This window comes from Ruegeria sp. CDSA246, assembly GCF_059611225.1.
In genome coordinates this window covers 122,295-145,818 of sequence record NZ_JBXWPD010000003.1, presented here as the reverse complement: position 1 = coordinate 145,818, position 23,524 = coordinate 122,295, and the positions used below count along the sequence as shown (strand labels likewise).

Annotated in this window: 19 protein-coding genes; 12 read left to right on the top strand and 7 right to left on the bottom strand. The window is 54.3% G+C overall.

Going from position 1 to position 23,524, the window contains the following annotated elements; all coding sequences use genetic code 11:
- Nucleotides 1-14: 14 nt before the first annotated feature.
- Nucleotides 15-2,402, top strand: a complete 2,388-nt coding sequence (locus AC2FI9_RS05330) for a fatty acid cis/trans isomerase (protein ID WP_496766323.1) — start codon at nt 15-17, stop codon at nt 2,400-2,402.
- 318 nt (nt 2,403-2,720) lie between these two features.
- Here AC2FI9_RS05330 and AC2FI9_RS05325 read toward each other — a convergent pair whose 3' ends face one another.
- Entirely contained in the window at nt 2,721-3,329 is a 609-nt protein-coding gene (locus AC2FI9_RS05325; protein ID WP_496766321.1) for a TetR/AcrR family transcriptional regulator, read from the bottom strand.
- A gap of 748 nt (nt 3,330-4,077) precedes the next feature.
- On the opposite strand from AC2FI9_RS05325, the gene AC2FI9_RS05320 reads away from it, so the two are divergent.
- The 7 genes from AC2FI9_RS05320 (at nt 4,078) to AC2FI9_RS05290 (ending at nt 11,777) form a co-directional block, all read left to right on the top strand.
- A complete protein-coding gene (locus tag AC2FI9_RS05320; protein WP_496766318.1) occupies nt 4,078-5,142 on the top strand; it encodes a hypothetical protein in 1,065 nt (354 codons plus the stop codon).
- Nucleotides 5,143-5,350: 208 nt separating this feature from the next.
- Nucleotides 5,351-6,769, top strand: a complete 1,419-nt coding sequence (locus AC2FI9_RS05315) for an MFS transporter (protein ID WP_496766316.1) — start codon at nt 5,351-5,353, stop codon at nt 6,767-6,769.
- 170 nt (nt 6,770-6,939) lie between these two features.
- Nucleotides 6,940-7,212, top strand: coding sequence for a hypothetical protein (locus tag AC2FI9_RS05310; RefSeq protein ID WP_496766314.1), 273 nt, complete (start codon nt 6,940-6,942; stop codon nt 7,210-7,212).
- An 18-nt stretch (nt 7,213-7,230) separates the two neighbouring features.
- Nucleotides 7,231-7,662: a DUF2141 domain-containing protein gene (locus tag AC2FI9_RS05305; protein ID WP_496766312.1), complete on the top strand. Its 432-nt coding sequence runs from the start codon at nt 7,231-7,233 to the stop codon at nt 7,660-7,662.
- A 166-nt stretch (nt 7,663-7,828) separates the two neighbouring features.
- A complete protein-coding gene (locus tag AC2FI9_RS05300; RefSeq protein WP_496766310.1) occupies nt 7,829-9,601 on the top strand; it encodes a DUF1800 family protein in 1,773 nt (590 codons plus the stop codon).
- A gap of 4 nt (nt 9,602-9,605) precedes the next feature.
- Nucleotides 9,606-10,988: a DUF1501 domain-containing protein gene (locus AC2FI9_RS05295; RefSeq protein ID WP_496766307.1), complete on the top strand. Its 1,383-nt coding sequence runs from the start codon at nt 9,606-9,608 to the stop codon at nt 10,986-10,988.
- A 252-nt stretch (nt 10,989-11,240) separates the two neighbouring features.
- Nucleotides 11,241-11,777, top strand: a complete 537-nt coding sequence (locus tag AC2FI9_RS05290; protein WP_496739095.1) for a TetR/AcrR family transcriptional regulator — start codon at nt 11,241-11,243, stop codon at nt 11,775-11,777.
- A gap of 26 nt (nt 11,778-11,803) precedes the next feature.
- Here AC2FI9_RS05290 and AC2FI9_RS05285 read toward each other — a convergent pair whose 3' ends face one another.
- The 3 genes from AC2FI9_RS05285 to AC2FI9_RS05275 form a co-directional block, all read right to left on the bottom strand.
- Entirely contained in the window at nt 11,804-12,865 is a 1,062-nt protein-coding gene (locus tag AC2FI9_RS05285; protein ID WP_496766305.1) for a 2Fe-2S iron-sulfur cluster-binding protein, read from the bottom strand.
- Nucleotides 12,866-12,948: 83 nt separating this feature from the next.
- Nucleotides 12,949-13,824, bottom strand: a complete 876-nt coding sequence (locus AC2FI9_RS05280) for an ABC transporter six-transmembrane domain-containing protein (protein WP_496766303.1) — start codon at nt 13,822-13,824, stop codon at nt 12,949-12,951.
- On the bottom strand, nt 13,821-14,972 hold the full coding sequence (locus AC2FI9_RS05275) for an aromatic ring-hydroxylating oxygenase subunit alpha (RefSeq protein ID WP_496766301.1): 1,152 nt from the start codon (nt 14,970-14,972) through the stop codon (nt 13,821-13,823). The genes AC2FI9_RS05280 and AC2FI9_RS05275 overlap by 4 nt, the downstream gene beginning before the upstream one ends.
- A gap of 326 nt (nt 14,973-15,298) precedes the next feature.
- On the opposite strand from AC2FI9_RS05275, the gene AC2FI9_RS05270 reads away from it, so the two are divergent.
- Together AC2FI9_RS05270 and AC2FI9_RS05265 are read left to right on the top strand one after the other, a co-directional pair.
- Complete coding sequence (locus AC2FI9_RS05270; protein WP_496766298.1) at nt 15,299-16,477, top strand: patatin-like phospholipase family protein; 1,179 nt, start codon at nt 15,299-15,301, stop codon at nt 16,475-16,477.
- 108 nt (nt 16,478-16,585) lie between these two features.
- Nucleotides 16,586-17,497, top strand: coding sequence for a LysR family transcriptional regulator (locus tag AC2FI9_RS05265; protein ID WP_496766296.1), 912 nt, complete (start codon nt 16,586-16,588; stop codon nt 17,495-17,497).
- A gap of 28 nt (nt 17,498-17,525) precedes the next feature.
- Here the strand turns inward: AC2FI9_RS05265 and AC2FI9_RS05260 are convergent, their stop codons facing one another.
- The gene (locus AC2FI9_RS05260) at nt 17,526-18,104 is read right to left on the bottom strand and encodes a TetR/AcrR family transcriptional regulator (protein ID WP_496766294.1); all 579 of its coding nucleotides are present in this window, start codon (nt 18,102-18,104) and stop codon (nt 17,526-17,528) included.
- Nucleotides 18,105-18,297: 193 nt separating this feature from the next.
- Here AC2FI9_RS05260 and AC2FI9_RS05255 point away from each other — a divergent pair, with 193 nt between their 5' ends.
- Entirely contained in the window at nt 18,298-19,485 is a 1,188-nt protein-coding gene (locus AC2FI9_RS05255) for an aromatic ring-hydroxylating oxygenase subunit alpha (protein WP_496766292.1), read from the top strand.
- A 174-nt stretch (nt 19,486-19,659) separates the two neighbouring features.
- Here AC2FI9_RS05255 and AC2FI9_RS05250 read toward each other — a convergent pair whose 3' ends face one another.
- Both AC2FI9_RS05250 and AC2FI9_RS05245 read right to left on the bottom strand, forming a co-directional pair.
- Nucleotides 19,660-21,210, bottom strand: coding sequence for a class I adenylate-forming enzyme family protein (locus AC2FI9_RS05250; RefSeq protein WP_496766289.1), 1,551 nt, complete (start codon nt 21,208-21,210; stop codon nt 19,660-19,662).
- Nucleotides 21,211-21,318: 108 nt separating this feature from the next.
- Nucleotides 21,319-21,816, bottom strand: a complete 498-nt coding sequence (locus AC2FI9_RS05245; protein ID WP_109311127.1) for a flavin reductase family protein — start codon at nt 21,814-21,816, stop codon at nt 21,319-21,321.
- A 186-nt stretch (nt 21,817-22,002) separates the two neighbouring features.
- Here AC2FI9_RS05245 and AC2FI9_RS05240 point away from each other — a divergent pair, with 186 nt between their 5' ends.
- Nucleotides 22,003-23,442: a coniferyl aldehyde dehydrogenase gene (locus AC2FI9_RS05240; protein WP_496766287.1), complete on the top strand. Its 1,440-nt coding sequence runs from the start codon at nt 22,003-22,005 to the stop codon at nt 23,440-23,442.
- Nucleotides 23,443-23,524 lie beyond the last annotated feature (82 nt).

The following is a 23,524-nucleotide window of genomic DNA, read 5'->3' as shown; positions in this document are numbered from 1 at the left end:
AGACGGGGGCATCTATGCTGCGAACATTACAAGATTGGTGTTTTATCACCCGTGTTTTAGCGGCTTCGATTGCATTTTTGCTTGCTGATCAGGGTTTGGCCCAGTCAGATGCAGCAGCGCCCGGCGCGACCATTGACGACAAGCTGGAAAATGCGAACTGGGCCAACGTGCAGGATATCCTAAACCACCGCTGTGTGGTGTGCCACGGCTGCTACGACGCGCCCTGCCAACTCAAGCTGACATCCCCTGCCGGCCTTTTGCGCGGCGCCAGTAAAGAGGCGGTCTACCACTCCGAACGACTAAAAGATGCGCAACCAACACGGCTTGGCATCGACGCGCACACAATTCCTGGGTGGCGGGATCTTGGGTTCTTTTCCGTTCTTCCGCCATCCGAGGTAACCGGCGCGGGTGGATCGGTGTTAGAGCGCTCCATTAAGCTCGGCAGGCAAGCTCGTTTGACGGCTAACGCACCTGTCCCAACCCAGCTTGGTTTGTCGATTGATCGCCCCCTGACCTGCCCTACAACACAGGAATTCGACGCCTTCAGCACGGCAAACCCAAGGGCGGGAATGCCCTACGCCACGGCCCCACTGAGTGAACAAGAATACCAGACCCTCATGTCATGGCTTAAAAATGGTGCGCCCGTGCCATCGGCCACACCACAAATCCCTCAGGACATTCAGGATCAGATCACAAATTGGGAGGCCTTTCTGAACGCGCCCGACCTGCGCCATCAATTGATGAGCAGATATATATACGAACATCTGTTTCTGGCGCGTCTCCATTTTCCGTCCGACAATCCAAGACTGTTTTTTCAGCTGGTGCGGTCCGCCAGCCCGCCAGGATCAAAGATTGAGATCATCGCGACACGCCGTCCCTTCGATAGCCCCGGCGCAGGGCCGTTCTATTATCGACTGCAGGCATTCGACGAAACGATCGTGCACAAAGATCATCTGGTCTATAGTTTTGGTCCGGATCGTCTGGCGCGATACAAGCAGCTATTCCTTGATCCGGCGTGGTCCGTCACCGAGTTGCCTGCGTACGGAGAAGACGAAGGCGGCAACCCGTTCAGCACCTTTGCCAACATACCGGCCCGCAGCCGTTATCAGTTTCTCTTGGACGACGCATTGTTTTATGTGCGCAGCTTCATCCGCGGACCGGTCTGTCACGGCGAAACCGCTGTTGACGTGATTGAAGATCGGTTCTGGGTCAGTTTCCTTGATCCGGATGCCGATCTGTCCGTCACAGACCCCAGCTTTTTGGCGGACGGGGCGGCCTTTTTGGAATTGCCGGTGGGTTCTGCAGATTTAGGGTTCTTGGGGGACATTCAGGGGATGTCCCACGAAAACCAGATTAAGTATCTTGAGTTCCGGGATGCCCGATATCGCAACAGCGCGGCGCACAAAAACGGGTTTGGATATGACGCAATCTGGGATGGTGAGGGCACCAATCCCCAGGCGCTGATTACCGTGTTCCGGCATTTCGACAATGCCTCTGCCATGACCGGGTTCCACGGCGGCATCCCCGAAACCGCATGGGTTATCGATTATCCGGTGTTCGAACGTATCTATTACGACTTGGTCGCAGGTTTTGATGTCTTCGGTCGCCTCGAGCACCAGCTTTCAACCCGGTTATACATGGATGAGTTACGGATGGAGAGTGAGGACACTTTCCTGAACTTCATGCCGCGCGGCGACAGGCAAAGGATGCATAAAACCTGGTACCAAGGAGCTTTGGCCGAGCTGCACACCTATTGGCACCGGCGTCGTGTCGATGACAGTTTTCCGACTGGCATAGATTTTGGAACGGACACGCCAAAGCAGGAATTCCTTCTGGAACTTCTCAATCGCGGCAACGGTCTTTGGGCCCTCGAGGATACGATCAACAGATGCAAAGGCGTTGATTGTTCGAATGGCAATTCAGAAGTTGTGGACGACTTGCAGGCGCTCGCGGATCAAACCGGTGATTGGGTCAGGTATCTATCAGATGTTTCTCTGCTTTTGGTGGACAACGAAGATGGTTCCACGTCTCTCTATTCGTTGCTCCACGACAAGGCCCATTATAATGTGGCGTTCCTGTTTGAAGAAAGAGATCGCAGGAATCCGCAAGCCGACGTGCTGACCATCCTGCCGGGGGTGATCGGAAGCTATCCAAATTTCTACTTTCGACTTCAGGAAGCCCAGCTGGCGTCTTTTGCAACCGACCTCAAATCAGTTCGGTGGCAGGCCGAATGGCTCGATTTCGTAGCCACTTATGGCCTGCGCAGGACAAGCCCTGGGTTTTGGGAAACCAGCGATCAGGTGATGACCATGTTTCTGGCAAGCGATCCCATTCAGGCAGGTGTGCTGGACCTGAACCGGTATAAGGACCCTCGATCCGATAGCGATCCTGAAAACAACTAAGTCTGTCCATTGAAACAGGGGAACTTTGTCATTCGCACTCTGTCAACGCGACGCAGAAAGAAAGGCTAATACCTGTGCCACGTCATCGGGCCAAACTGAAGTAGCAGTAAGCACAGCAAACGCGGTTGATGCAGCAGTTTAAAAAGCCAATGCGGCCTCGTTTGCTTTATTTTCTGTCATGACAATATATTGCATGCAAGAGCTCGGTCTGCCCCAGGTGATCGGCGGGAAACCTTGTCTGCAACCCCAGCGAAATCAAAGTGAAAATACGCCCGGGCAAGCGAATAGCAAGATGGCGGAGTATTGGTCTGCACCTTACTATTCACCCGTCAGGTAACCAATAATGCGTTTTAGGCGCTGCGCGATGTCCTCAGCGGTGATTGGCATCCCGGCTATGCTTTGCTGGATGTAATACCGATAGGCGCCGTCCAGCATCACATAAATTTCCACACCACGCACATCATCGACAGCAAATTTCTTTCCGAGCTCATCACAAATTGCGACAAACCGGGCCTCGACGTCAGCAACTCGCGGCCTGAGCTGGCCATCGAACATAGCCTGATTGCGGATGTCATACCAAAGCCTGTGCAGGTGCGCATAGTTGACGATCGAATAGGCAAACAGCTCGATATATGCGCTGCGTGCCTCGCGAGGGTTGAGTTCTGCATCCAGAATCTCGTTCAGCTGTGACGTGAACTTGTCGACCGACAGATCTACGCAATACAACAGCAACCCCTCTTTTTCGGGAAAATAATACTGTATTTTGCCTAGTGATACGCCGGTCGAGGCCGCAATGTCCCGCAAGGTGGTGTTGGCGTATCCAGCCCGCGCAATTGTCGCAATCGCGTTCTCGGCAAGTTCACGTCGCTTCTGTTCTCGGTTTCTGTCGCGCTGTTTGGCCCGATTCTCTGTCAAATTTTCCGTCATCCGCCTTTCCTAGCGCAAATCCCGCAAAAGTGTGAGCGGAACACTAGTGTTTGTGAGAATTGGATCAAAGCCCTGAAAATACAACGTTTGCCACGAAATAATATTCCAATTCAAACGTACAATACAAACGTATTGAAAAGATGTCAGCTATGTGCAACAAATAACTGTCATAACCGACAAACAAATAGCCAGCAGGCAAGCAACAGGGGCAGTTCCATGACCAATCCACGATACATTATGGTAGTTGGTAGGGTTCGCGCAGAACAGTTGTTCCGTAACGCGGCACGGACCCAAGAGGAACGCGCCAATCAAAACATCTAAGCAACGAGGAGGTGTCACCCCGGGGCTACTCGCAACGCAATAATCAGACCAAAAACCCGGCCTAAGACTGGGCTGCAAAAAAACGACAGGGACTATGAAAAAACGCGCAATCGGCTTGTTTGCCGAACCAATTGGTATTGCCTGCTGCAAAACGGCCCGCTTCAGAGGCGCGGCGTTGCATTCAGACGGAAGACCACATTCCCGCATCTCATGTAATTGCGACGGCCACACGCTGCGCGCCTCCCTACTGCACCGCAAACAGTTCCACAGGCCAGAAACGCAATCATTTGAAGACACATCATTCGATGGCTGCACGACCATGCGCAAACCACGGCGCTTTCAACAGGCCGAAGCGCCCTTGCGCCACGGTCAAATCAGATCCCCTCGGCAAAATTAAAGAAACAAAGCCGAGGAAAGGGAGGGAAGAATGAAGAAAATCGCAACATTGGCATTGGGCGCGGGCTTGATTTCAGGCCCAGCATTTGCTGGCGGAATCGAGGGGTTTCCGTCGGCAAACCGGTTCCTTTTTGAGCAGGGCCGATATGTCGAGATCACCGGAGGATGGGCCGATTCAAAAACCGAAGGCACTGAGTTCGGACAGCCAACTGGTAACGTCACACCGAGCATTAGCGGCCTGTCCCTAGCCTACAAACAGGACGTAGGCGACAAATGGGCAGTCGCAATCCACGGCTTCAACTCGGTCAACTATAAACTACTGTACCCAACCGGTACGGGCGCTCCTTCTGCTGGCACCAACGTCAGGTATCGCGGCACCGAGGTCGCCTTGATGGCGCGGTACAAGTTCAATGAAAACTTCAGTGCCTTTGCCGGGGTTCGGTTCGAAAAGATTAACGATTTCAGCGGTGCGCTGATCAATCCCTCTCTCAGCTACTCGCTGGATTCCGAGGGTGACTTCAACCCCGGTTTCCTTGTGGGTGCCGCGTATGAGATCCCGGAGATCGCGTTTCGCGCCGACCTGACATACTACTCGGAAATCGATCACGATCTGGATGGTGTCGAACAGCTGCAACCCCTTTCGCCATCTGACGTGACGACGCAATTGAGCACCCCTCAGACAGTCGCGCTGAACGTGCAAAGTGCGATCAAGGGCCCTTGGGGTGCCTTTGGATCGATCCGCTGGAGGAACTGGGATGATGTCGCCGTACAGTCTCCGGTTCTTGGCGGTCCGCTTGCGGAATTTGCGGAAAACTCGGTCGACTACCAAATTGGCGTCGGCTACCTACTGAACCCGAAATGGTACTTCTACGGCATTCTGTCCCGCTCTGAACCTGAAGGCGGTTTTGTTGGCTTTGACTATGAAGGCGGCGGCAAAGGTATCACGCTTGGTGCCGTGCACTCGATTGGTCAGACCCGAATTCTGGTTGATGTCACGTATGGCACGCTTGGCGATGTGAACGAACCTGACGCGGGCCTACAGATCCGGGATGTTTCCGGCACCGCTGTACGTGTGAGCCTGTCGCATAACTTCTGATCAAGCACCCGACTGCGAACGCGGTCGGGATTCGCTTTCCACTACGCGAATGGCCCCTGCTTATTGCCTGTTGCTTCGGCGGTCATTTGCTTCTCAGACGCGGTCGTTAGGTACCATTGTCTAACACCTTTGACAAAAAACGATCCTTGTGATCTGATTTGAGTGATCGATCACTCACCGTCTTGCCGCAAGAAGATCCGGAGGAAAAATGAATACCAGTACTGAAAGCCCGCCGGTCGGCATGCAGCTGTTTTATGGGGCAGGCGGCATAGCCAACGGCATCTTGTCGAACGGGCTGAGCTTTTTCCTGCTTATCTACTACAATCTGGTCATCGGCCTTCCGGCCGAGACGGTGGGTTTTGCGCTTTTCATTGCTCTGATGTTCGACGCTGTATCCGATCCTGTTGTCGGTTACTTGTCAGATAACACGCGTTCTCGTGCTGGCAAGCGCCACCCGTTCATCTACGCGGCGATCATACCTGTCGCACTCCTGTTCTGGTTTATTTGGAACCCACCTGCAGCACTGACTTCAGAGACCCAGCTGTTTTGGTTCCTACTGATCACAACGATCCTTCTGCGGACGGCAATGACGTTGTTTGATGTACCACACAACGCGATGGTGCCAGAGTTGACCAAGGACTATGGCGGACGAACCATGTTGTCTGGCCTCAAGGTCTCGGTCACCTGGATTGCCGGTCAGATCATGGTCATCGCGATGTATGTGATCTGGTTGGTTCCGACCGACACGATGCCTTACGGCATCCTCAACCAGGCCGGCTATCAGGAAGCAGGCCTTGTCGGTGCAATACTTATAGCGCTGGCTATCACTGTCACCGCATTAGGCACGCGCAAATGGCAGAATAGAATGCTGGATATTTCGCATGTGGCGACCTACAGCATCTCTGGATTTTTCAGACAGTTTTTCGCAGCGTTCAAGCTGCCAGCTTTGCGCTCAATCTTTGTTAGCACAGCCGTTTTTTTCGTAGGCGCCGGAATCGGAGCAGCATTGTGGACCTACCTGACCTCGTTCTTCTGGGAGTTGAACAATGATCAGATAGCTTTGATCCTGGTGGCAAACCTGATCGGCGCCGTGATTGCGGCCGTAACCCTTAAGCCGATAACACGATCTGGCGACAAAAAATCGAGCGCGATCTACCTGTCGATCCTCGCGGCTATTGTAAGTGTCGCCCCTTACGTACTGCGTGAAATCGGGTTTTTCCCTGCGAACGGCACCGAGCTTTTGATCTGGTTGCTTTTCGTCCACGGCATTCTGCAAATCATCCTGATTGTCTGGACCACGTCCTTATTGACGTCGATGACGGCGGACGTTGTCGAATTGGGTATCAGCCAGAACGGGTATCAGAACGAAGGGATCATTACATCAGTCATTACCTTCTCCTATAAAGCCGGTACGGCTGGCGGGTTAGCGATCTCTGGAATGTTTCTGGCATATGTTGGCTTTCCGGAAGCGCCAGATCAATCGAACCTGACCCCCGAGGTCACCCGTGCACTGGGATGGAACTACGCCTGCCTTAGCCTCGTCATATACATGGCCTCGATTGTTGCCCTGATGTTCTACCGGTTGGATAAAGCGCAATTCGACCAGCTTCAGGCAATCCATGACTAAAAAGCTGGCGCGTCGCCTGCGTGGACGGAACTGCAACTGATCTGCAATGGCGGCAAGCCAGAATGTTACACAACCCCTTCAAAGCCACACAGTTTTGTGACGCATAGGTATCCCTTCGTCGTGCCCACTTTGATGCGGGCACAAACCCCGAAAATAGATAGAGAAGTTCAATGCAATACCTCAAATCTCACCCCTTTTCCTGGATCATCTTCTTATGTTTGCTGTTGGCAACATGGTTTCAGGTCTACGCGATCTGGGGGTTGCTGTTCATGTGGTGGGCCGCCTCATCCTTCATGACAGGCCAGGCCTTTTTGATTGAAACAATCGACAGCCGGGAAAACCCGCCGCTTTTCTACGCCATCACGATCATGTGGTTCGCCTTCGGGCTGCTTTACGTCGTGCAGGATCTCGCATGGCGCCTGTTTGGAATTTACATTGGTTAACTGTTCAGGAGAAACTCAATGACCAAGACTGCATTCTTCGCTGGCCTTATGGCTCTGGCGGCCTCTCAGGCTACGGCCGGGGACATACAGATCGATATCACTGGTGTCGACGCCGGACGCGGGGGCGTCATCCACGTCCTGGCCTTTGACGATAAGACCGCATTTGACCAAAGCCAGATGGCGAAAATCGTGGGCTACGCGAAGATCCCGGCCTCAGGTAGCACAGTTTCCGGAACGCTTGAGAACCAGAAACCCGGACAGCTTGCGATCATGATACACCATGACCAGAACGACAACGGCCAGTTCGAGATGAAAGGGCCGATCCCGCAAGAAGGTTGGGCTTATTCCGAGGGCGCAGGCGTCAGATCGTTGCCGGCGTTCGAAGACGCGGCGATCGAATACGATGGCAATACCTCATCGCTTGGTTTGAAAATGAACTACGCAAACTAAAGCTACCCTACAAATTTAACCCCAACTGCCCCGGAAACGGGGCATTTTTTTTGCGGACATCGGATTCTTCGGGTTGAAACGGCGGGGCTAAGTTTTATTTTGTCTCACATGACAATTTATGCCAATCCCAGCTACTGTCGTCAGATCTAAAGGACCGCCATCCACCATGAAGTCATCCTTGGAAGACACCAGTCGATTCTTGATGCAGGCCACGCTTGGGGCCGATCAGAGGTTACTGCATCAGGTTAGCAAGACCGGCCCGGAACGCTGGTTGGATGATCAGCTGAACGCCTCGATCGGTAACAAAGGGCCGTTCGAAAAGTCCACTCGCAAGATTTGGAAGAGCTTCCGAAAGCGCCTAAAACGCGCGCATGGCGAATGGGCGATCAACGGCGACGGCAACAACCCCGCCCTGCCCTATAAATGGTATTTCCACATGGCCTGGTGGAACCACACCCTGACGCAACGCGACGATCTGCTGCGCCAGCGTGTTGCGCAGGCACTGTCCGAGATCCTAGTCATCTCGGACGCGTCATCGTTGGAGCTGGATGCCATCGGGATGGCGAATTACTATGACCTGCTCTATAAGCACGCGTTCGGCAGTTATTCAGACCTTCTGTACGATGTGTCGGTGCACCCGATGATGGGTATCTACCTGTCGCATATGACCAATCAAAAGGCGAACGAGGCCAAGAACACCCATCCGGATGAAAACTATGCGCGTGAGATCATGCAGCTGTTTTCGATTGGCTTGTTCGAGCTGAACCCCGATGGCACGGAAAAACTGGATGCCAGTGGGGATCCGATCCCGACCTATGACAATCGCGACATCAAGGAACTGGCTCGGGTCTTCACCGGCTTGCTGCCCGCAGCCTATGAATACGAGTGGAACACGTCGTTCTGGGAAGACAGCTATAATGGTTATCCAGTTCAGTTCGATGATGGGGTCGAAAAGGCCTATAAGACAGTGCCCTTCATTGACGCGACCAAACCGATGATCGTGGAAGAAGCCTTTCACGACCGCGGCGCAAAATCCCTGCTGAACGGTCGTCTGACCTTGCCCGGCGATCAGTCCGGCCCGAAAGAAATTCGTTCGACCATCGACCAACTGGTTGCCCACCCTACGACCGCGCCGTTCATCGCAACCCATCTGATCAACCGGCTGGTCACATCCAATCCCTCGCCCGCCTATGTCGAAGCGGTGTCGCAGGCATTTGGCTCAAACGGAGATCTGAAAAGCGCGGTTCGCACAATCCTGACCTACCCATTGACCAATGAGGTTGCCGCCAAACGTCTTCCTTCGGCATACAAATCCCCGACAAAAGTAGTTCAGTCCCAAAAGCTAAAATCGCCCCTGCATCGCGTCACGCAGGTTCTGCTTGCGTTTGGAGCGCATAACCAGACCGGCAAGCTGTGGCTGCTGGGTGATGACATTCAAGAGGCGCTGCAGATGCATCCGCTGTCCGCGCCCACGGTGTTCAATTTCTACAAACCCGACTTCACCCCGCATGGCGCATTGCAGAAGATGGGCCTTCGCGCGCCCGAGTTCGAGCTGCACACGGCCGCGACCTCGGTCGCTTATGTCAACAACATCTACTATTGGTTCTTTGGCGGCTACTTGCCGCTGGTCTCGACTCAGATCGGCACGGGCCCTGAACAGATGATGGTGATGGAATTTGACCCCGATACACTATGGGCCAATTCCAAGAACGCGCTGCGCTTCGACCTGAGCGAAGAGATCAAAATCGCACAGAACCGAGGCCGTCATGATGAGCTGATAGATCGGATTTCGGTCCTATTGACCGGTCGGACTGATGCCGAAGTGCGCAAACGGATCAAGCAGGCCTATGTGCAGTATGCGGACAATCCCGAATGGGTGGTGCAGACCATCGCCTTCATGATTGCCGTTTCCCCAGAATTCACCGTGCAGGAGGCCTGAGCCCATGCTGATCAAATCCTTTACGCGCCGGCAGTTTTTGGCCTCGACCGGTGTTGCCGCAACTGGCGCAATGATGGGTGCCGCCCTGCCCGGTTTGGCGCAAGCTGGGACGGGAATGATCAAGCCCGCCCGCAGGGCGCTTGTTTTTGTTATGTTGGATGGTGGCAATGACAGCTTCAACATGCTGGTACCAAAAGACAAAATCGCGCACGGCCAATACTCGGAGACGCGGGCCAATCTTGCCCTTTCGCGAGGTGAGCTGCTGGACTTGGATACGCCCAAAGATCGGCTGGGCCGCAGCTTTGGCCTGCACCCGTCGATGCCCGAAATGGCCGAGCTGTTCGATCAAAGGCGCCTCTCTTTTGTCGCCAATGTTGGGCCCTTGGTCGAACAGGTCCGGAAAGAGCAGTTCTTTGACGGCTCGGCCGCACTCCCCTTGGGACTGCTGAGCCACGCGGACCAGTTCAAACACTGGCAAACCTCGCGCCCGGATCTGCGTGTGAACGACGGATGGTTCGGGTTCTTTGCTGATGACCTACAGCCCTCAAAATCGGTGCACGAGATCGGAATGAACATCTCTTTGGCCGGAAACAACATTGCGCAGAACGGCACGATCGACTTGCCATATTCAATCACAAACAAGGGCAGCGTCGGTCTATACGTGAAAGAAGAGAAAAGTCCCCTCAACGACCTGCTTTTGGACAGTTTCAACCGAATGATGAATGCCGATCAAAACGGCGATCCCTTCCGCGAGACATATCTGAACCTGACCCGCGACGCGCAGTCCAAACACGAGACGTTTAAATCCGCAACCCGTGGGATCAAGATACCCCGCTCCTTCCCGTCTTCGGACCTCGCGCAACAATTGCGCATGGTCGCCAAGACGATTGCCGCCTCGGACCGGCTGGGTCACGAGCAGCAAACGTTCTTTGTACGCTATATTGGCTGGGACCATCATGATGAACTGTTGGCGAACCATGCCCGTATGCTGCGCGTATTGTCCGAAGCGTTGGGAGCGTTTCAGGCAACGCTTGACGATATGGGCTTGGCGGATCGTGTTGTGACTTTCACGGGATCAGATTTCGGCCGGACGCTGACGTCGAATGGCAACGGTACGGATCATGGTTGGGGGGGCAATACCCTGGTTATGGGCAATGCTGTCAAAGGTGGGCAGATTCTGGGGGATTACCCCGAACTTGGCCTGGCCAGCGAAAACGCGCTTGATGTGGGCGACGGCGTTTTGATCCCAACGACCTCGACCGATCAACTTTATGCTGACCTGTCTCTTTGGTTTGGTGTGCAACCGTCGGCATTGAACACTCTGTTCCCAAATCTTAATAGATTTGCGGATGTGGCAGGCGGAGAAAGGCTTGGGCTTTTCACCTAGACCCACCGCCCCAAAACACTTCGCCCTACCGGGACGCTTGAACATCGCTTGCGTTAGGTTGCCTGCTGGAACGGCGGGCGATAGCTCAGAAAACGTTGAAGAGCGGTAGATATTTTGGAATTAAATTGACTGTCAGTCTTGACAATCAATCTCAACTAAAATATCTCTAAAATTCCGTTCCTACGTAAGGGTCATCGCATGGGTCGCCCCTCTGTACAAGATCAACGAAAAAAAGAAGTCCTCGATGCATTTATGTCGTGCGTCGTTCGCTACGGCGTCGAAGGGGCCACACTTGAACATATTGCGGCACAAGCCGGGCTGAAGCGCCCACTGATCCGCCATCATCTTGGCAACCGCAAAGCAATGGTTCTGGCGCTAGGTGAGCATGTCGTCGAAACGTTCAGCAAACAGACCGAAACATTGCGCGTTGCGCTGGCCGAGAATCCCGATGTCCGCAATCTAATCGAGGCCCTGTTCAACTCTGACGGTGAGATGGATCCGCGGATCAACATTTGTTATCAGGCGCTCGTAAACTCGATTGAGATTTATCCAGAACTTCGCAAACCGTTGCTGGAATCGATGGAGGCCTTTTACAAGGTCGCGATAGATATCGTTCTTGGCTCACACCCAAAAGCCGACAAACAAGCCTGCGAGATCGTCGCGCACGGAATCATAAACCTTTTTATCACCACGGATGCTTTCATTCCGCTTAAACCTCCGAAAACATGGGGTTATTCGTCCTATTTCGCTGCGCTGAAATTGGCTGAAACATTGGAAGAAAAAACCTGACGGCGACTGCCTGGCCAACGGCCGGGTTAATCGTAACTAACCGCAAGCTTGTCTGTCGTGGCAACCGCCTGGCAGGACAGCACGGCACCTTTCGCGATCTCATTATCATCCAAAGCGGTTCGTGCCCGCATATGAACCGAACCCTTTTTCACCTTACACCGGCACGCCCCACAGACCCCAGACTGGCAGGAATATGGCGGCTCCAACCCCGCCTGTTGGGCAGCCTGTAAGATCGTCTGACCAGATGCCATCTGAACCGATTGTCGCTGACCGTTCAGCGTTATGTCCACAACAGCATCAACGCCCTTGATACTGTCATCGGTCTCTTGCGCGCCGCCGTAGCTTTCCATGTGAATCCGATTGGCGGGCACATCCAAAGACATAAGCGCGTCTTTGACCGCTTTGTTCATCCCGCCGGGACCACAGATGTAGTACTGGGCATTCTGGGCATAAGGCGGATTTTCTGTGATCAGCGCCTCGATCGCATCCTTGTCGATGACACCCCTGCGCCAATAGGCGAAACTGGACCACATTGAAGGCTTGGACAGAAGGTGATGCACCGTCAGGCGTTCCGGAAACGTCTGCTGGTATTCGGCAAACTTGTCTTTGAACAGGATACTGTCCGCATTCGCATTGCCATAGGCCAGATGTGCAACCGACCACGGTTCGGCCAATAGCACAGACTTAAGCATGGAATACAATGGGGTGATACCGCTGCCCGCCCCAAAGAAATAGTGTGTGCGCCGTTCCTCCGGGTCTGTATCCAGACAAAAACTACCAAATGGCGGCATGACGTCGATCACATCACCCTTTTGAACCGTATCGTTGATATGGTTGCTGACGAGCCCCTTTTTCACCCGTTTGACGGTGATACGCAGCGGATCGCCTGAAACGGGCGAAGACGAGATCGAATAGCTTCTGCGCACGTCTTCACCCTTGATCCAAAAGCGAAGGGTCAGGTGCTGACCGGCACGCCAGGCAAAGTCTTTGGCCAGATGTGGCGGCACGTCAAACATGACGGATTTGGCCTGCCCGCCGATCTCACTACGCGTTTCAAGCACCTCAAGCGGGTGAAAAACTCTGGTCATTTGAGCCTCCGAAATTCGTGCCGTGCGAAAGGGCAGGATGTGTGATGATACCCGATATGGGACGGGTGTTTGAATTAAACGTATTAGGCATTGGCACCCTGTTTCGATGCCGGTGCGTTGATCCGCTCGGTGATCTCGGACAAGCGCGCGAGGCTTTGCAGGACCATCGGTAAAATCACGACCGATTGCACAAACTCGAACGAATAGGTAACAACCGAGAAGATCTGCCCTGCCGTCGCCCCGCTTTGCATCGCCGCAAACCACAGGTTGAAGGCCAGCATGCTGAGCAAGACAGCAAAAATCGCAGCATAGACAAGTGCCTCGGAATCCGACAACCGAACCTCATGCGTGCGCAATCGGAACAAGTGCTGGCCGATCTTTTTCAGATCCATGCTTTGCAACGCAGTCACCTGTCTTTCTGACTGGTGGTTCAACAGCCCATTCAGGCGGAAGAAGCGACGCGAAAACAGGGTAAAGATGATCAGGATAATCACAGCAGCGGCCCCTGCGGCGGTGGCAAGTGCCCCGTGAAAGGACATCAGAATACCAACCGAGATCAGAACCTGCACGACTGCACCCATCGATTCAGGGGCCTCATTCTCCAGAAAATCAACCAACTCGCGGGCCATCAGTACCCGCGCATTTAGCACCGAGACCTCGCGCCCCGCATCCCGTTTGGCCTGCGCCTTACCCAATTCGACGCGGATCGTGCCATAGGCCCGCGTGTCGTAAACACGCCGCAACGTCGACACAACCAGCAGCGCTGCCATCGCAACACCGAAATGGATGAACGACGTGTAGTCCCCATTCGACAGGCCGTCGATCGAATAGCCGATCAACAGGGGAAGGAAGATAAACAACCCCGTTTCAACCAGGGTCAGACCCCAGGTCGTTGCGATTTTTGTGCGGAAGACCCGCAGCAAGGTCGCAATCGACAACCGGTCGTCGGGGTTGATCATTCTTCTTGTAACCAATCGCGAACGACCCTTTGGTGTTGAACCACGGGGCTTTCCCCAACGGCGGCTGGACCGACTTCGAAATAAGGCGAGGTCAGGGATTTCTGTTGCTGTTCACAGGCATAGATGTCCTCTTGCGTGAAATCGCCCGAGGCCATCGGATCGTTTTCATCATACGCATCATCACCTTCATATTTGCCTTTGATGCCAAAATTGTTCCAGAAGGACGCCGACCGGGTGGCCTGTTTCGAAAACTCCCAGCCCGAGGCATTGGCAACACGCGTCCGGTTCAGAATCCGCGTCCTGTCCGGAGCAAGCGGGGTAATGATAAAGACGTTCCATACGTCCTCGGACGCGCCAATTCCGACCCCCGGAAACAGCATCGGCACCCATGCACCATTCTGATCTTCGGGAACGACCCGCGGCATCTGAAGCTTTTTGTTCTGATCTTTGACGAACTCTTCAACCGGCGGCTCCCAAAAGATGTAGTGCGGCCCGCACCAACCATATTGCGCATTGGCGTGGTCATACATTTGTAGGGTGTTCGAATGCAGGTGACTCAGATGGTAGACGTCGATGTAATTTTCGACGACGATCTTCCAATTGGCCTTGATTTCGTAGGTGTTCGAGGTGTCCTCGTGTTCCACCAGCTCTTCTGGCACGTGTGGTCCGACCTTATCGTCCACGTCGCCGAACCATTTCATGATCGACCCTGCGTTCGGGTCGGGATGCACAAACAACATACCTTTCCAGATATCGACCGAAGCAGGTTTCAGGCCAAGGCAGGATTTGTCGACGGACTTATATTCGCGATGCTCATCCGGGACCGAGATCAGGTTGCCCTCAAGATCATAGGTCCAGTCGTGATAGGGGCAGGTCAGCGCTTTTTGGGTCTTTCCCACAGCGCGGATCAATTGGGTGCCCCGATGTCTGCAGATATTGTGGAAGGCCCGCAGCCTGCGATCCCTCCCCATGACGATGAACAAGTTGTTCAATCCCGCCTGAACCGAAAGATAATGGCCTGGCTCGGGCAAATCTTCCATAAAGCCAGCAAAACGCCATGTTTTTGAGAATATCTCTCGCTGTTCACGGTCAAACCACTGCTGCGATGTATAAGCTTCTGCAGGTAACTCATGGTACATTTGTGGCATGCTGTCCCCTCCTAGGGCCGTCGTCTTCACGGTTGGCAAGCTAAACGTTTTGACCTCAGCAACAGTGTTTAACACAGGCCCGATCTTACGGTGCTTTGAAACGAAATAGGCAAACAGCAATCAACTGTCAATGGTGACAATTTAAAGAATGAGATCGGCCGAATCGAGTAAGCGCATTATTGCAATGTCTGCCGTTTCGATCGGTGTCATTTCGCACAAGACCTAACGATACAACCAGATTTAGGCACCTGCGGAGATTTGGCACTCAACAAAATATGTTTGGCACTATACAGAGCGGCACCACTTTCAAGACGGACAATTCACCGATGCCCTCACTCAAGATTTACGTCAATTTCGTTCTCTTGCTGATGCTAACCGCCTGTGCCGGCAGCTATGATCGTTCAGCACTTACACCGACGTCCGAAAATTACGAGACCTTTCTGCCGGTTGGCACAACCCCGGACAGCCGGTATTTCGAAGATGATAGCCGCGACCGTCTGGCAACTCTCAATGCGGAAATGCACAAGACGCTAGCACAGGTTCCAAGGGGGCAAGGCCTGAACATTCTTGCGCTATCGGGCGGAGGCCAGCACGGCGCTTTTGGGGCCGGCGTTATAAATGGTTGGACCGACAAGGGCAACCGCCCGTCCTTTGATGTGGTCACTGGAATCTCCACTGGCGCGCTGATCGCGCCTTTTGCGTTCCTCGGTCCGGATTATGACAGCCGCCTGAAGCGGTTCTATACCGAAACCGCGACCCGGGATGTCGTGCGATTGGACGTTTCGGGTGCCGTCTTTGGGCGCGGTTTTCTGACCAAAGCAACGCCACTGAAAGCGGCAATCAAGCTAGAACTGACCGACGATCTGATCCGCGAGATCGCGGAGCAGCACAGATTGGGCCGCCAGCTTTTGATCGGCACCACCAACATCGATGCGGAACGTCCGGTGCTGTGGAACATCGGGGCGATCGCCCAAACCGACACGCCGGGCGCGCGGGATCTCATCCGGGACGTAATTCTGGCCTCGGCCTCGATACCTGTCGTGTTTCAACCCGTTACAATCAAGGTGACCAATGGCGAAGTACAACGCGAAGAACTGCATGTGGATGGCGGCCTAACCCGCGAGATTTTTGCCTACCCATATGACTTGCAGATGCGTCAGCTGTTGCGGGACGCAGGGCTGAGCAATCAAAAAAACCGCATTTGGCTGATCCACAATAAAACGCTGGAACCGAGTTTCGATCCGTTGCCCGGAAATGCAACCGCTGTGGCTAACCGCGCGTTCGAAATGCTGATCCGTTCGCAAAGCCTTGGCAATATCGAAAGCATCCTGACCCTCGCGAACCGGGACGGGTTTCAAGCCAACATCACCTATATCCCCAAGGAATTTCAAAGAAAACCGCAGGAACCCTTCGACCCCGAATACATGACCGACCTGTCTGCGATCGGTTATTGGGCCGGACGGCATAAGGAAGGGTGGATCTATGATGCGCAGGAGTGGCAGTGACGAGGATTTTAGGCCCGAACACCTACTGAAGCAGACATTCAACAAGATGTTTGAACAAATCGCAAATAACTGCAAGATAACAGGGTAACTCATGAGCAGACCGCATAGATGGTAGCGCCACGCCGCCTTTTCCCCTCAATCTCATCACTCCGCGCCCTTGAAGCGCTGGATCGCTTAGGCTCGGCTTCTGCGGTCGCTGATGAGCTTGCCCTGACCCAAAGTGCCGTCAGCCGTCAATTGCAAACATTGGAAGCCCAGCTAGGTGTCGATCTGATCCGTCGGGATCGCAAACGCCTGCTGCTGACCCCGGTTGCGCAGGAATATGTAGCTGAAGTCCGGCAAGGTCTGAACCAGATCGCTCAGGCCTCGTTAAAGCTGCACATGGCTCCTATTGGTGGCACCTTGAACCTTGCGATCTTGCCGACGTTCGGAATGCGGTGGTTGGTGCCCAGATTGCCGGAATTTGCCCGCATGCATCCGGAAATAACCATCAACATGTCGACACGCCTGCGTCCGTTTAGCTTTACCTCTGAACCCTTCGACGCAGCGCTGTATTTTGGTGAACCCGATTGGCCCGGCACGGATCGGCTGTTGCTGCGCGTGGAAAGTGTATTGCCGGTTTGCGCGCCATCCTTGCTGCCCAAAGGCGCGCCGTCATCACCGCGAGATCTGCTGAAACTCCCATTGCTGCACATCCAGACCCGGCCCCATGCCTGGCAAGAATGGTTCAGCCATATGGGGACAAGCCATCCCGACGCGTTGCCCGGAACGATTTACGATCAATACACAACGATCAATCAGGCGGCGGTTCACGGTCTCGGCGTTGCGTTACTGCCAAATTATTTGATCGAACAGGACCTCGCGACAGGCAAACTGATCGCAGCCTTTCCGGACGCAGTCGAGATGATGGGCGCCTACTATCTTGTTTGGCCAAAAACCAAGTCGGACGATCCGTCGCTGCGCAGCTTTCGTCACTGGCTGTCAACGCAGGCCCAAACTGAAGAGGGTCTGCCGCGCTGACGGTGTCGAATGCGACCCGACTTGGCAATTACAAAGTTTCCGTCAGCAATGAAGCCGCCCGCTTCAATTCAGTACGCCAATTTGACGGCGCATCAAGTGCGGCCAGTGAATCGAGGGACAGGAAGATCGTTGAAATGCCCTGCGCCACGGCCCTGACCCGTTCTGGTGTAGCGTCGGGCGACACGCGACCAAGGAACTTCTCAAGAACCGCCACAAAACGTGCCAAGACTTCCAGCAACGGCTCGGCAAGTTCGGGATGATCCCCGACTGATGCGGATAACCCCTGCCACGCAGCAGCAAGCCGCGGGTCGATCTCTTCATCTTCGGCAAAAAGGATTTCCAAGAGCTGATCGCCTGTTTCTATCTGTGTAAGATGACAGTCCAGCTCCAATGTCAGCTCGTTGAACGCGTCTGCGACATGCAGATTCAGCGCAGCAATCATCTGGTCACGATTGCCAAGGTAGTGCCGTAACAATGGTCGCTTCACACCAGCCTCGGCCGCGACACGCTCTTGGGTGGCACCATCAAGCCCGTACCGGGCCACGCAGGTCATATAGGCATCAAGGATTTCTTCTGACCGTTGCGGTTTTAAGCTCGGGCGCGGCATGGCATTTCCAATCCCTTCATCAGGCTCAGGACAAGAGCCTATGAAATCTTGATGAACCGCAGTTCTTGCGGCCAATTTCTTCAAATTTTTTAACTTTAGTGAACGATCACTTTGCATTGACATATGGCGCATTTAAGGTTATCTGTCAACTTTGACAATAATGAAAACTTAGCAGCCATTTGTGAGATCATTCATGCAACAGCCGAACCAAATGCCAGAGGTCGCCACCCAGGAATTGCCTTCTGAAGCCTACACATCAGATGAATGGCTGGCGCAGGAAAACAAGAAACTGTTTTCGCGCAGCTGGGTGTTTGCTGGCGTCGAGTCAAAGGTTGCCAATGCGGGCGATTACATGACGGCCAAGGCAGGGCACTTTACCCTGGTCGTAATCCGCGGAAACGACGGCGAACTGCGGGCGTTCCACAACGTTTGTCGCCATCGCGGAACCGAATTGCTGGACCGCGGCTGCGGAAATGCGGGCAAAACGATCGTGTGCCCCTATCACTCGTGGACTTTTGGCCTGGATGGCGCGCTGCGTGGCATCCCTGACCAGAAGGCCTGTTTCCCGGACATCAACAAAAAAGAAAACGGCCTGCACAGAGCTTCGGTCGCGGTGTTCAAGGGCATTGTCTTTGCCAATCCCGAACCCGATCAGGACCTGTCCGATTGGCTCAGCGGATTGGAAGATGTCGTCTGGCCGCACGACATCACCAGCCCTGAACTGATATCTTACGGTGAACCTGTAACCTATGAAATGCAGTGCAACTGGAAAGTGTTCTTCGAGAATGCGATCGACGGATACCATCTGGCCTATCTGCACAAGAACACCCTTGGCGGCCCAACTCAGGACAAGAACATCTGGGACCCTTATGGTGACAATCAGGTTTGGTACTCGACCGAGAATGAAACCGTGCGTTCGCGTGTTCCGAATTTCGTGTCTACGCGCATGGACAAATGGAACGCGAAGAAAATCCCGCATGCTGAGAAAGAAGGCTATGGCGGCGTCTACATGTTGTTCCCGACGACCCTGATCGTGGCAAGCCCGTGGTCCTTCTCAATATCCGTGATGGAGCCTGTAAGCGCCGGTGTGACACGGTTGCATGCTTATGTCTGGGCCGCAAAATCATGGATGTCGAGCCGCGGATCTGTCAAAGATATCCCCGGCTATGACAAGGTATCCGGCATGATCAAAAGCTCGCACTGGAAAGTGCATCCGCTGGAAACCCAGGACTTCCAGACTGAAGATGTATATGTCGTCGAGAAAATGCAGCGTGCGATGATGTCGCCCAAATACACGGTCGGCAAAATGGCCTCTGGTCCTGGGGCTGAATCTCCGCTGACCTACTTTCAGAGATCGGTTCTGCGCCACATGGAAGCGTAGGTACACGCGGCAAGCGACAGAGATTTCACTGGGTCACTTGCCCAATCGGATGGCCTGCTTCATTTGAGGTGGGCTATTGAAACGAAGAGGCTTGATCGCATTTCAACGATCAAACCTCACACTGTTTTTCGAGCTTTCATCCCCTGACCAAGAGCATTCGGTGAGGAACGGTGCTTATGCCGCACCGCTTTGGTCGTCGCGACTGCAAATCTCGATGATCTCGCGCTTTTGAATTTTGCCGGTCGGTCCTTTGGGCAATGCGTCCCAAATCTCGATATCTTTCGGGATTTTGAAGTTGGCAATCTTACCCCGGCAGTACTCACGCAGTTCTGCGCCACTAACAGCCGTATCAGAGTTCAGGGTGACAACGGCATGAATCCGATCCCCCCATTTCGGATCCGGCAGGCCGAACACACTGACTTCGTCGACTGCATCATGTTCAGCCAGACAGTTTTCGACCTCGACCGGGAACACGTTATAGCCGCCGGACTTGATGCGGAACTTTGCCCGGTCCTTGAGATGGACGTAGCCCTCTGCATCGATAACAGCGATATCCCCGGTATGCAGCCAACCATCGCGGACGGTTTCCGAATACTCTACCGCCTGATTCCAATAGCCCGGGATCACGTAAGGCGAGTGAATCAGCAGCTCACCTGCCTCACCGCTGGGAAGGTCATTGCCCTGCTCGTCAACGACACGGACGTCCACGTAGAAAAGTGGCCGGCCCGCGCTTTCGAGACAATTGTGCCCGTCTTTCAAAGCGCGCTCATGATCCGTTGCGGTCAACATCATGCCCATGCCCATCAGCTCGGTCGTGCCAAACATCTGCAAGAACTTGCACCCGAAAGCCTTGAGCGCATCGCGCACTGTCGCGGGTGGAATTGGCGCAGACCCATACCCCAGCTGCCGGATCGACGAGCAATTGTATTGCGTAATCAGGCCGGAAGACAGCAGGTCGTTCAGCATCATTGGCACCAGAACGCAGATCGTCGCCTGCTCACGGTCAATAAGCTTTAGCGCCGTTTCAGCATCCCATTCGCCGACAATGGCACATTTGGTGCCGTGGAACATGTTACGCAGTAGGTGAATGATCGGAACGCCCGATGCCGGCATCGCGTGCAACCAGACATCGTCCGGACCCGCACCTTCCGTCAGGGCGATTACACCCATCGACTTGATCATCAACGCGTGAGGATAGATCGCACCTTTCGGCAAACCGGTTGAACCGGTGGTGTAGCAGATCATCAATTGCTCATGCGGGGTATGGGTGAAGGCCCCGCGATCAGATGCTGATGCGATAAGGGTTTCATAGTCCCGCTCCAACGCATGTTGGGAACCGACCCCTACCAGCACCGGCTGGCGCTTGCTGAAGGTCAACGCGTCTTGGGCGATTGCAACTTTCGTGTCCTGCACGATCAGAACATCCAAGCCCGCGTCGTCAATCAGCGCGCCGATTTCGCGCGGGGCAAGGCGATAGTTCAGACCCACTCGAATCGCACCGGCCTTGGCGCAAGCGCCAATGGTTTCCGCAACCTCTATGCAGTCGGGCAGGATCACCCCGACCCTATCACCTTTGCGGACATCCAGCGACCGCAACGTATGCGCCAGCGCATCCGTTCGCTGGCCCAACTCGCGCCAACTGCGACGGCGGTCCAATTCCACATAAGCATCCTGATCTCCAAAGCGGTCTGCGTTTCGGTCGATCAGCTGTCCAAGCGTCGGCATTGGTGTCTCCTCCCGGGCATCATCACGGCAATTCTTAAGTTACGTGATTGTCGTTTTTTGGTGGCGTAGGGCGTGCGAAGTCAGGTGAAAATTCACTTTGACCCCACATCAGCCTTCCAGCGGTGTGAGTTTGTGAAATCCCTTGCGCCCATAAATAAGCGCCGACTTTTCCGGGTTCAGGTGAACTTCTTTCACCATACCGAAGAACACCGCATGTGTCTTCGTATTTGCCCAGTTGTCGACCACGCATTCAAAGGACACGACGGACTCTTTCAAAACAGGCAGACCCAGATCTCCTTTGATCCATGTCCCGGCTGCCTGGAACTGTTGTTCCTTGTCCATTTTTGACGAAAAGGCACCGACAACCTCGGTCATGTCATCAGGTATGAGGTTTACGGCAAACTTTCGGCTGTCCATCACGACGCCATATGTTCGCGCTGTTCGGTTGATGCAAACCAACAAAGCTGGCGGATCGGCCGTTAGCGAACATACCGCTGTCGCCGCCATTCCAGCACGCGAATCTTCGAATTCTGAAGTGATGATGGTCGTTGAGGCCGCCAGCAACTGCATGCCGGTCTTGAACCTGTCTTCTGTGGTCAGGGTCATACTGCGCTCTTGCTAATTAGTGAACGATCACTTACCTTCCACATCGCCGGATAAATGTCAACGCAGACTTCGCAGCCCGGCGGCAAAGAAACGAAACCCGACCCTTGTGACCAAGGGGACAGAACGGGCACACAGACCAACAGGAAGGCGGTTGCACACCGCAAAGCCAACCGCAGGAGACGCGTATTGAACCAGCATAGCCCCAACCCCGCCGAGAGCCTCGCGACGCTTTTGGAGACACAAAAAGCCCACCAGGCCGAACATGGCGTGCCAAACGCGGCTGAACGCAAGGATCGCATCACGCGGTTAATCGACCTAGTACTGGATAATCGCGATGCCATGATTGACGCGATCTCGTCCGATTTTGGCAATCGGTCACAACATGAAACAATCGCAGCCGACATCGTTGGCACGGTAAAACAGTTAAAATTCGCGCGGGACAACCTTGATCGCTGGATGCGCCCTGAAAAGGCAAAAGTCGAGTTTCCGTTGGGCTTGCTGGGCGCGCGCGGTCGCATCCATTATCAACCCCTGGGTGTCATTGGGATTGTCAGCCCCTGGAACTTTCCGATCTATCTGGCCATCGGCCCAATGGCCGAAGCCTTTGCGGCAGGCAACTCGGTCATGCTGAAGCCGTCAGAGTTCACATCCCGCACATCCGACCTTTTGAAGTCGCTGATAGAGGCAAACTTCGCCCCGCACGAAGCCGTGGTTGTGACCGGGGGCGTTGACGTCGCGCAGGCGTTCACCGCCCTGCCTTTTGACCACTTGCTGTTTACCGGCGCCAGCACCATTGGCCCGCACGTCCTTCGCGCAGCAGCTGAACATATGGTGCCGACAACGCTGGAACTTGGAGGCAAGAACCCCGCCATCATCGCCCCCAGCGCAGATATGAACCTTGCGGTCGCCCGGATTGCGGCGGGCAAAGGATTCAATGCGGGTCAGGTTTGCCTGGCACCGGACTATGTCTTGGTCCCATGCGCAAAGATGGAAGAATTCGCCACCCAGCTTGCGGCAAAACTTGCCGAGGCCTTCCCGACTCTGTCCGGCAACCCGGATGTCACCCATATTGTGACCGACCGCCAATTCGATCGGCTCAAGGGCCTTGTGGAGCAAGCACGCTCGGCAGGGGCGAGGGTCGTTCAGGTCAATCCCGCCAATGAAGATCTCTCAGCCACAAACGAGAAAATTCTGCCTCCGACACTGATCGTCGACGCCGATCCGGCGCTGGACGTCATGCAGGATGAAATCTTTGGGCCGATCCTGCCAATCCTGCCTTACGACTCGCTGGATCAGGCCATTAGCTTTGCCAACACCCGTCCGCGCCCCCTAGCGGCTTACGTATTTGCCAAGGACGCGGGCGAGCAGGAGCAGGTGATGGAAAGCACCATTTCCGGCGGAGCGTGCATCAACGAGACCATCATGCATTCGACCCAGAACACCCTACCCTTTGGCGGCGTCGGGAATAGTGGCATGGGCGCTTTTCACGGCCTGCACGGCTTCAAACGGTTCAGCCACGCAAAGGCTATTTTCAAGCAGATCAACATGGATGGTGTCTTCAAGGCTCTTCGCCCGCCCTATGGCGAGAAGTTCTTTAAAACAATGGCACCGTTCCTGAAAAAATAATCTGGTGCACCAACAAAAGAAGGAAACTCCGCATTTACGAAGTTCCCTTCAATCCTTTTGCGGTATTGCTGACAGCGCGGCT

Excerpts from the sequence above, each read along its gene's own strand:
- AC2FI9_RS05330 (WP_496766323.1), top strand. The coding sequence starts at position 15 with ATGCTGCGAACATTACAAGATTGGTGTTTTATCACCCGTGTTTTAGCG.
- AC2FI9_RS05325 (WP_496766321.1), bottom strand. The coding sequence starts at position 3,329 with ATGACGGAAAATTTGACAGAGAATCGGGCCAAACAGCGCGACAGAAAC.
- AC2FI9_RS05320 (WP_496766318.1), top strand. The coding sequence starts at position 4,078 with ATGAAGAAAATCGCAACATTGGCATTGGGCGCGGGCTTGATTTCAGGC.
- AC2FI9_RS05315 (WP_496766316.1), top strand. The coding sequence starts at position 5,351 with ATGAATACCAGTACTGAAAGCCCGCCGGTCGGCATGCAGCTGTTTTAT.
- AC2FI9_RS05310 (WP_496766314.1), top strand. The coding sequence starts at position 6,940 with ATGCAATACCTCAAATCTCACCCCTTTTCCTGGATCATCTTCTTATGT.
- AC2FI9_RS05305 (WP_496766312.1), top strand. The coding sequence starts at position 7,231 with ATGACCAAGACTGCATTCTTCGCTGGCCTTATGGCTCTGGCGGCCTCT.
- AC2FI9_RS05300 (WP_496766310.1), top strand. The coding sequence starts at position 7,829 with ATGAAGTCATCCTTGGAAGACACCAGTCGATTCTTGATGCAGGCCACG.
- AC2FI9_RS05295 (WP_496766307.1), top strand. The coding sequence starts at position 9,606 with ATGCTGATCAAATCCTTTACGCGCCGGCAGTTTTTGGCCTCGACCGGT.
- AC2FI9_RS05290 (WP_496739095.1), top strand. The coding sequence starts at position 11,241 with ATGTCGTGCGTCGTTCGCTACGGCGTCGAAGGGGCCACACTTGAACAT.
- AC2FI9_RS05285 (WP_496766305.1), bottom strand. The coding sequence starts at position 12,865 with ATGACCAGAGTTTTTCACCCGCTTGAGGTGCTTGAAACGCGTAGTGAG.
- AC2FI9_RS05280 (WP_496766303.1), bottom strand. The coding sequence starts at position 13,824 with ATGATCAACCCCGACGACCGGTTGTCGATTGCGACCTTGCTGCGGGTC.
- AC2FI9_RS05275 (WP_496766301.1), bottom strand. The coding sequence starts at position 14,972 with ATGCCACAAATGTACCATGAGTTACCTGCAGAAGCTTATACATCGCAG.
- AC2FI9_RS05270 (WP_496766298.1), top strand. The coding sequence starts at position 15,299 with ATGCCCTCACTCAAGATTTACGTCAATTTCGTTCTCTTGCTGATGCTA.
- AC2FI9_RS05265 (WP_496766296.1), top strand. The coding sequence starts at position 16,586 with ATGGTAGCGCCACGCCGCCTTTTCCCCTCAATCTCATCACTCCGCGCC.
- AC2FI9_RS05260 (WP_496766294.1), bottom strand. The coding sequence starts at position 18,104 with ATGCCGCGCCCGAGCTTAAAACCGCAACGGTCAGAAGAAATCCTTGAT.
- AC2FI9_RS05255 (WP_496766292.1), top strand. The coding sequence starts at position 18,298 with ATGCAACAGCCGAACCAAATGCCAGAGGTCGCCACCCAGGAATTGCCT.
- AC2FI9_RS05250 (WP_496766289.1), bottom strand. The coding sequence starts at position 21,210 with ATGCCGACGCTTGGACAGCTGATCGACCGAAACGCAGACCGCTTTGGA.
- AC2FI9_RS05245 (WP_109311127.1), bottom strand. The coding sequence starts at position 21,816 with ATGACCCTGACCACAGAAGACAGGTTCAAGACCGGCATGCAGTTGCTG.